Source organism: Streptomyces sp. AC627_RSS907 (assembly GCF_019049165.1).
The window spans coordinates 1-6,889 of the sequence record NZ_JAGMUE010000144.1 but is presented as its reverse complement, the minus strand read 5'-3'; the positions used below and the strand labels follow the sequence as shown (position 1 = coordinate 6,889).

Genomic DNA, 6,889 nt, shown 5'->3' with positions numbered 1-6,889 from the left:
GGCCGGGGCCGATGGGCACGGCGGCGCCGGCAAGCCGGACCGGTCCGGTGTCGGGCGCGCCGACGGGTGCGGGCACCGGCGGTCCGTGCACGGGCGGGGCCGGTACGACGGGGTCGTGCGAGGGCGGGGGCGGGAGCGGGGGCGCGGGGGCCGCGGGGCGAGCGCCGGCCGAGCCGCCGCCGGCACCGCCACGGCCACCGGCCGTCGTGGCGAGCTTGGCCGACGGCCGGCCGTTGCGGCGCCCCTCGATCAGGCCGACCGCCCGCTCGGGCAGCCACGCCGAGGCCGTACCGCTGTCGTCGGAGCCGGAGCCGAACAGGTGGGGTGCGAGCTGGGCCTGGAGGTCGGCCGGGTTGGGCCGGGCCGTGGCCTCCATCTGCATGCAGGACTCGATGAGCGGGCGCAGCTCGTCCGGCAGGCCTTCCAGGTCGGGGCCCTCGCGCAGCAGCATGAAGACCGTCTCGACCGGGTTGGCACCGTGGAAGGGCGGGTGGCCGGTGGCGGCGAAGACCAGCATCGAGCCGAGCGAGAACACGTCGCTCGCGCCGGTGACGCTGCGGGAGTCCTTCGCCTGTTCCGGGGACATGTAGGCGGGGGTGCCCACCGCGACGTTCGTCATCGTCAGACGGGTGTTGGAGACGCCGGACGCGATACCGAAGTCGATCACCCGGGGGCCGTCCTCGACGACGAGGACGTTGGAGGGCTTCAGGTCGCGGTGGACGAGCCCGGCGCCGTGGATCGACTGGAGCGCCTCGGCGACGCCCGCCGCCAGCCAGCGCACCGCCTGGGCCGGGAGCGGCCCGCACTCGTTCACTATCTCCTCGAGGGAGGGCGCGGGGACGTACGCCGTGGCCAGCCACGGCACCGCGGCGCGCGGGTCGGCGTCGACCACGGCCGCCGTGTAGAAGCCGGAGACGGCGCGGGCCGCCTCCACCTCGCGCGTGAAGCGGACGCGGAACAGCTGGTCCTCCGCCAGCTCCGTCCGGACCGTCTTGATCGCCACGCGCCGGCCGGACGCCGAGCGCGCGAGATAGACCAGCCCCATACCGCCGGCGCCGAGTCGCCCCAGCACCTCGAACGGCCCGATCCGCCGCGGATCGTGCTGCGTCAGCTGATCCACCACTTGCCTGCCACCTCCCCGTACGAGCCGCGCCACCCACATATGTACGCGACCGAAGTGCAGCGTCTCACCACCGCACGTCCGTGGCGCCACGCACCCCGATTCTTCCTGTCCGGGACGCCGGTGGCGAACCTCGGGACAATCAGGGTGTCTCGCCCGTTCCCGGGCAAAGGGCTACGCCCTCCGGTCCGCGTTCAGCGTTGCAGCAGTGCGAACGACGCCCCCTGGCCGTCCGAGACCACCGCCACCCGCCCGTGCGACGTCTCGAAAGGCGGCACCCGCACCCGTCCGCCGAGCCGGGTCACCGCGCCGAGCGCGGCCTCGCAGTCCTCGACCAGGAAGTGGACGAGGAAGTGCGGCGGCATCTCGGCGGGGAAGACGTCGGAGACCGGGGAACGGCCGAAGCCGGGCGCGGCACCCGGGCCGGGGAGGGCGCCCTGGAACAGCTCGCCGTAGAAGGCGCCGGCGGCCTCGGTGTCCCGGGTGTACAGCTCCACCCAGGCGAAGGTCCCCGGCTCGTATCGCCGCCCGAAGCCGGTGAAGCGGGTAGTGCGGCGGGTGCCCGGGGCGGCGCCCGGAGCGCCTGGCGCGATCCCTCGGCCGCCGTCGCCCGGCGGACGGGCGCCCGGCGTTCTGGGGCTGCGGGGTGTTCCCGGAGCGCCCGGTGCCTCGGCGACGGCCGGTGCTTCGGGGGTACCCGGCGACTCGGCGGTGCCCGGCGCCACGGGAGCCCCCGACGACCCGGCGGTGCCCCGCACCACGGGAGCCCCCGACGACCCGGCGGTGCCCCGCGCGGCCGTGGCGTCGGCTCCCGGCTGCCACAGGGCGAAGACGGCACCCTGGGGGTCGGCCACGAGGGCGGTCGTGCCCAGGTCGTCCACCGGCCGCGGTGGCGTGACGATCTGCCCGCCGGCCGCCCGGATCCGCCCGGCCAGGGCCCCGGCGTCGGCGGCGGCGAAGTACACCGTCCAGACGGTGGGCAACCGGCCGTCCGGCTTGCGTGCGAGCGCGGCGACGGGCTCGCCGTCCAGCCTCGCCCACGTGTAGGCGCCGGGCCCCGTCACCCCGGCCTCCTCGAAGGTCCAGCCGAAGAGCTCGCCGTAGAAGCGCTTGCCCGCCTCGACGTCGGAAAGCTGCGCGTCCACCCAGCAGGGGACGCCTTCCGGATACGCGGACGGGCGGCTGGACGCTCGCTTAGCGGATGCCCTGTTTTCGGCCATGCCGTCAAAGTAACCGCGTCGCGCGCACCGCGCAGACCAGGCACACCAGCCTCTTCGCGCCCGCGCACCCCATTTGCAGTCGGCCGAATCGCGCCCGGATCACCCGTCGGTAAGCTGACGGCATGACAGGACAAGTGCGTACCGTCGACGGCCGCGTGGCCGGTCGACGTGGGCAGGCGACCCGGCAGAAACTGCTCGACTGCCTCAGCGACATGCTCAGCTCCTCCCCCTATCGCGATGTCAAAGTCATCGATGTCGCCCGCAAGGCAGGCACCTCGCCGGCGACCTTCTACCAGTACTTCCCGGACGTCGAGGGCGCCGTCCTGGAGATCGCCGACCAAATGGCCGCCGAGAGCACGGGGTTGGCCGAACTGACGGCGGGCCGTTCGTGGGTCGGCAAGGCCGGCTGGCAGACGGCACAGGAACTCGTCGACGGTTTCCTGGAGTTCTGGCGCAGGAACGACGCCATCCTCCGCGTCGTCGACCTGGGCGCGGCGGAGGGCGACAAGCGGTTCGCCAAGATCCGGATGAAGATCCTGAACTCGGTGAACTCCTCCCTCGCGGACTCCGTCGCCGAACTGCAGGCCAAGGGCAAGATCGACAAGGACGTGAACCCCGCGGCGATCGCCGGTTCGCTGGTCGTCATGCTCGCCGCCGCCGCCTCCCACCAGAAAGGTTTCTCCTCCTGGGGCGTCAAGCAGGCCGAACTCAAGCCCGCGCTGTCGCTGTTGATGTACCTGGGCGTCACCGGGAAGAAGCCCACGAAGTAACCGGTGGCGCGGTGACGCGACACAGCGGCCTGTCATCTGTGTCCCGTCCCTCCCCCACCAGGCCGGCAGCGGCCGGTCCCCGCACCACGTGCCTCCTCACCGGCGACGACGACGTCAGCCGCTGAGCCACCCGCACCGCCAGCGCCTCGCCGCCCGTCCGCTCGAACTCGGCGACCGTGTCCCGGCCCCACCGCCGCACCGACACGACGACCTACGCCTCGACGTTCAGCGTTCAGTGCATTGCAGCGCTCAACGCCTTTCCGCGTTCTGCCCCACGGCGGTCGCATCCGCCGCCGCCCGGTGAGCGTCATCCGTAGCGCCGCACTTCCTGGTCACCCGGGGTGCGCACCCGCCGGTGCCCGGGCAGACTGTCGTCCTGGGGCCGCCGCACACGGCCGCGATGCCGGGTGTACCGGCGCGTCCCTGCCGGCGCGAGCCCCCGGTGATGTCCCGACGGACGTCCGGCGGTTGTCGCCCGACGGGGAACAGCCGCCCACCCGGCCGGTGTTGTGCTCAGCACCGATGCCCGTATCCGCTGCACCCGCTGGAGGAGACCGGAATGGCCCTGACCCGCGACGAGCGTGAGAAGTTCCTGGCCGAGCCGCACATCGCCGCCCTCGCCGTCGAAGCGGAGGCGGGCCGTGCCCCGCTGAGCGTGCCGATCTGGTACCAGTACGAGCCCGGTGGCGACGTATGGATCATGACCGGGCTCGACAGCCGCAAGAACCAACTGATCAAGGCGGCGGGCCGGTTCTCCCTGATGGTCGACCGGCTGGAGCCCACCATCCGGTACGTGTCGGTCGAGGGGCCGGTCATCGAGACGGTCCCCGCCACGGAGGAGCACCTGCGGGAGATCTCCGCCCGCTACCTCCCGGCCGACAAGGTCGACGGATACGTCGCGTTCGCCACCGCGAACCACGGCGAGCAGGTCATCGTCCGCATGCGGCCCGAACGCTGGGTCTCCTCCGACCTCGGCTCGGTGTAGGACGGCGCCCGGTACCGGACGGCGACGGGGCCGGCGCGTGACAATCGGGGCATGGAAACCGATCTCCACGAGCTGCTGAGGTCGCTGCGGGTGTGGGACCCCGCGGTCACCGAACTGCCGCCCTTCGACCCGGCCACCGCGCCCGGCGAACCCCTGCCGCTGTTCACGCGGTGGTTCGCCGAGGTGGTGGCGGCCGGCCAGGCCGAGCCGCACACCGTGGCGCTGGCGACGGCGGACGCGGAGGGCCTGCCGGACGTACGGATCGTGATGCTGCACGGTGCGGACGCGGCCGGCTGGTCCTTCGCCACGCACGCCGACAGCCGCAAGGGCCGCCAGCTCGGCGCCCGCCCGTACGCCGCCCTCTCCTTCTACTGGCCGGTGCTGGGCCGTCAGGTGCGCCTGCGCGGCCCGGTCGCCGTCGCCGGGGCGGAGGAGGCGCTGGCCGACCTGCACGCGCGCTCCACCGGAGCCCTGGCCGCCGCCCTCACCGGACGGCAGAGCGCGGTCCTGGGCTCGCCGGACGAGCTGGCCCGCGCCTCCGAGGCGGCGTGGGAGCGGGCGGGCCGGGAGCCGGACGCGCCCGTTCCGTCCTGGACGCTGTACCGGCTGGTCCCCGACGAGGTGGAGTTCTTCCAGGGAGACGCCCGCCGCCGCCACGTACGGCTGGCCTACCGGCGGACGGAGGACGGCGGCTGGCGCACACGGCTGCTGTGGCCGTGAGCGGCGGTCAGCGTCCGTCGTACGCCGCCGGCTCCTCGTCCGTCGCGAGCCGGGCGTGCAGGTGCACGTCCCGGAACGCGTCGCGCCGGCCCGCCTCGAACATCGCCTCGCGCAGGGTCCCCTCGGACGGGTAACCGCACCGCTCGGCGACCCGGCAGGAGGCGGTGTGCCCCAGCGCGTGGCCCAGTTCCAGGCGGTGCAGGCCGAGTTCCGTGAAGGCCCAGCGGGAGGCGAGGAGCAGGGCGCGGGTGGCGACGCCCCGGCCCCGGGCCTCGGGGAGCACCCAGTAACCGACCCGCGCCAGCCTCAGCGGCCGGTTGATCTCGTTGACGCCGATGTGCCCCAGCGTCGTACCGCTCTCCTCGTCGGTGACCCGGAACGACGCGGCCACGCCCTCCTCGGCCTCCCTCGCCCGTGCGCGCAGCGACTCACGGGCACCGCTGAGGTCGGCCCACTGCTTGAGCGGCGTGTTCCAGCGCTGGAACTCGGGGTCCAGGCATCCGCGCAGCCACGTCGCCGCGTCGGCGTCCGAGCCGGCGTCCCAGGGCCGGAGGTGGAGTCCGTGTCCGCGCGGTTCGGGGAGGGAGGGGTCGAGGGTGTGCCCACGTGTGTCAGCCATCCAGCCATTCAACCCGAGCGCCGTCTCCACCCCGCCGGCGGCCGTGACCGAGCCGCAACCGATTCCATTCTTGACCGAGACCCATCAATCAGGCGCGCGATTACGCTCGCCGCATGGCCGACTCCCCAGCGTCCGCTGAACCGCGGTCCGCGCATTCCGCGGGCCGCCCCGTGTACGTCATCGGCGGTGGTCCGGGCGGTCTCGCCGTCGCCCACGCGCTGCGCGTACGGGGTCTGCGGGCCGTCGTCCTGGAACGCGCCGACCACGTCGGCGCGTCCTGGCGGCGCCACTACGACCGGCTGCGGCTGCACACCACCCGCCGGATGTCGGCACTGCCGGGGCTCGCGATGCCGCGCCGCTTCGGACGGTGGGTGGCCCGGGACGACGTGGTGCGGTACCTGGAGAAGTACGCCGAGCACCACGAGCTGGAGATCGTCACCGGTGTCGAGGTCTCCCGCGTCGAGCGCGCGCCCGACGGCCACGGCTGGCTGCTGCACGCCTCCGGCGGCCGCGTGCTGACCGGCGCCGCGGTCGTGGTCGCCACCGGCCACAACCACACCCCGCGCCTGCCGGACTGGCCGGGGCGGGACACGTACCCCGGCGAGCTCCGGCACGCCGCCGAGTACCGGAACGCGGCTCCCTACGCCGGGCGGGACGTCCTGGTCGTCGGCGTCGGCAACACCGGCGCCGAGATCGCCGTGGACCTGGTGGAGGGCGGCGCCGGCCGGGTACGGCTGTCCGTGCGCACCGCGCCGCACATCGTCCGCCGCTCGACCGCCGGCTGGCCCGCCCAGTACACCGGCATCCTGTGCCGGCGGCTCCCGGTCGGCCTGGTCGACCGGCTGGCCCGGCCGGTGGCCCGGATCAGCGTGCCCGACCTGTCGGCACAGGGCCTGCCGCGCCCCGCCACCGGGCTCTACAGCCGGGTGGCACAGGGCGCCATCCCGGTCCAGGACGTGGGCCTGATCGACGCGGTGCGGTCGGGCCGGGTGGAGGTCGTGGCCGCCGTGGACGGCTTCGAGGACGGCGAGGTCGTCCTCGCGGACGGCGCCCGGCTCGCCCCGGACGCGGTGATCGCGGCCACCGGTTACCGACGGGGCCTGGAGGGCCTGGTGGGCCACCTCGGCGTCCTCGACGCGCACGGCAGACCGGCCGTGCGCGGCGCCCGCTCCCCCCGGAACGCACCCGGCCTGTATTTCACCGGCTTCACCAACCCGATCAGCGGCATGCTCCGCGAACTGGCGCTGGACGCGACACGGATCGCCAAGGCGATCACGCGACACGACGCGGCCCGCGCCTCACGACTACCGGGCTGAGGTGCCGTCCCGGTCCCTGCCCCCTGCCCCCTGCCCCCTGCCCCCTGCCCCATGCCCGGGAGGGTACGCCCGGCTCAGGACACCCCGAGCGCCGGAGTGGCCCGCCGCCGGATCACCAGGGCCATCAGCGCCGCGGCCG

7 protein-coding genes are annotated in these 6,889 nt (G+C 74.3%); 4 read left to right on the top strand and 3 right to left on the bottom strand.

Going from position 1 to position 6,889, the window contains the following annotated elements; genetic code table 11:
- Together KUM32_RS28440 and KUM32_RS45040 are read right to left on the bottom strand one after the other, a co-directional pair.
- Nucleotides 1-1,123 (bottom strand): serine/threonine-protein kinase (locus tag KUM32_RS28440; protein WP_217144837.1); only part of this gene is annotated, 1,123 nt, incomplete at its 3' end.
- Nucleotides 1,124-1,314: 191 nt separating this feature from the next.
- Entirely contained in the window at nt 1,315-2,265 is a 951-nt protein-coding gene (locus KUM32_RS45040; protein ID WP_308408737.1) for a VOC family protein, read from the bottom strand.
- 209 nt (nt 2,266-2,474) lie between these two features.
- Here KUM32_RS45040 and KUM32_RS28425 point away from each other — a divergent pair, with 209 nt between their 5' ends.
- The 3 genes from KUM32_RS28425 to KUM32_RS28415 all read left to right on the top strand — a co-directional run bounded on the left by KUM32_RS28425 (nt 2,475) and on the right by KUM32_RS28415 (nt 4,815).
- On the top strand, nt 2,475-3,110 hold the full coding sequence (locus KUM32_RS28425) for a TetR family transcriptional regulator (protein ID WP_217144838.1): 636 nt from the start codon (nt 2,475-2,477) through the stop codon (nt 3,108-3,110).
- A 559-nt stretch (nt 3,111-3,669) separates the two neighbouring features.
- Entirely contained in the window at nt 3,670-4,095 is a 426-nt protein-coding gene (locus KUM32_RS28420) for a pyridoxamine 5'-phosphate oxidase family protein (RefSeq protein ID WP_217144836.1), read from the top strand.
- Nucleotides 4,096-4,146: 51 nt separating this feature from the next.
- Nucleotides 4,147-4,815, top strand: a complete 669-nt coding sequence (locus tag KUM32_RS28415; protein ID WP_217144835.1) for a pyridoxal 5'-phosphate synthase — start codon at nt 4,147-4,149, stop codon at nt 4,813-4,815.
- A gap of 7 nt (nt 4,816-4,822) precedes the next feature.
- Here the strand turns inward: KUM32_RS28415 and KUM32_RS28410 are convergent, their stop codons facing one another.
- The gene (locus KUM32_RS28410; RefSeq protein WP_217144834.1) at nt 4,823-5,434 is read right to left on the bottom strand and encodes a GNAT family N-acetyltransferase; all 612 of its coding nucleotides are present in this window, start codon (nt 5,432-5,434) and stop codon (nt 4,823-4,825) included.
- Between the two features lie 113 nt (nt 5,435-5,547).
- Between KUM32_RS28410 and KUM32_RS28405 the strand changes: the two genes are divergently transcribed.
- A complete protein-coding gene (locus tag KUM32_RS28405; RefSeq protein WP_217144833.1) occupies nt 5,548-6,750 on the top strand; it encodes an NAD(P)/FAD-dependent oxidoreductase in 1,203 nt (400 codons plus the stop codon).
- Nucleotides 6,751-6,889 lie beyond the last annotated feature (139 nt).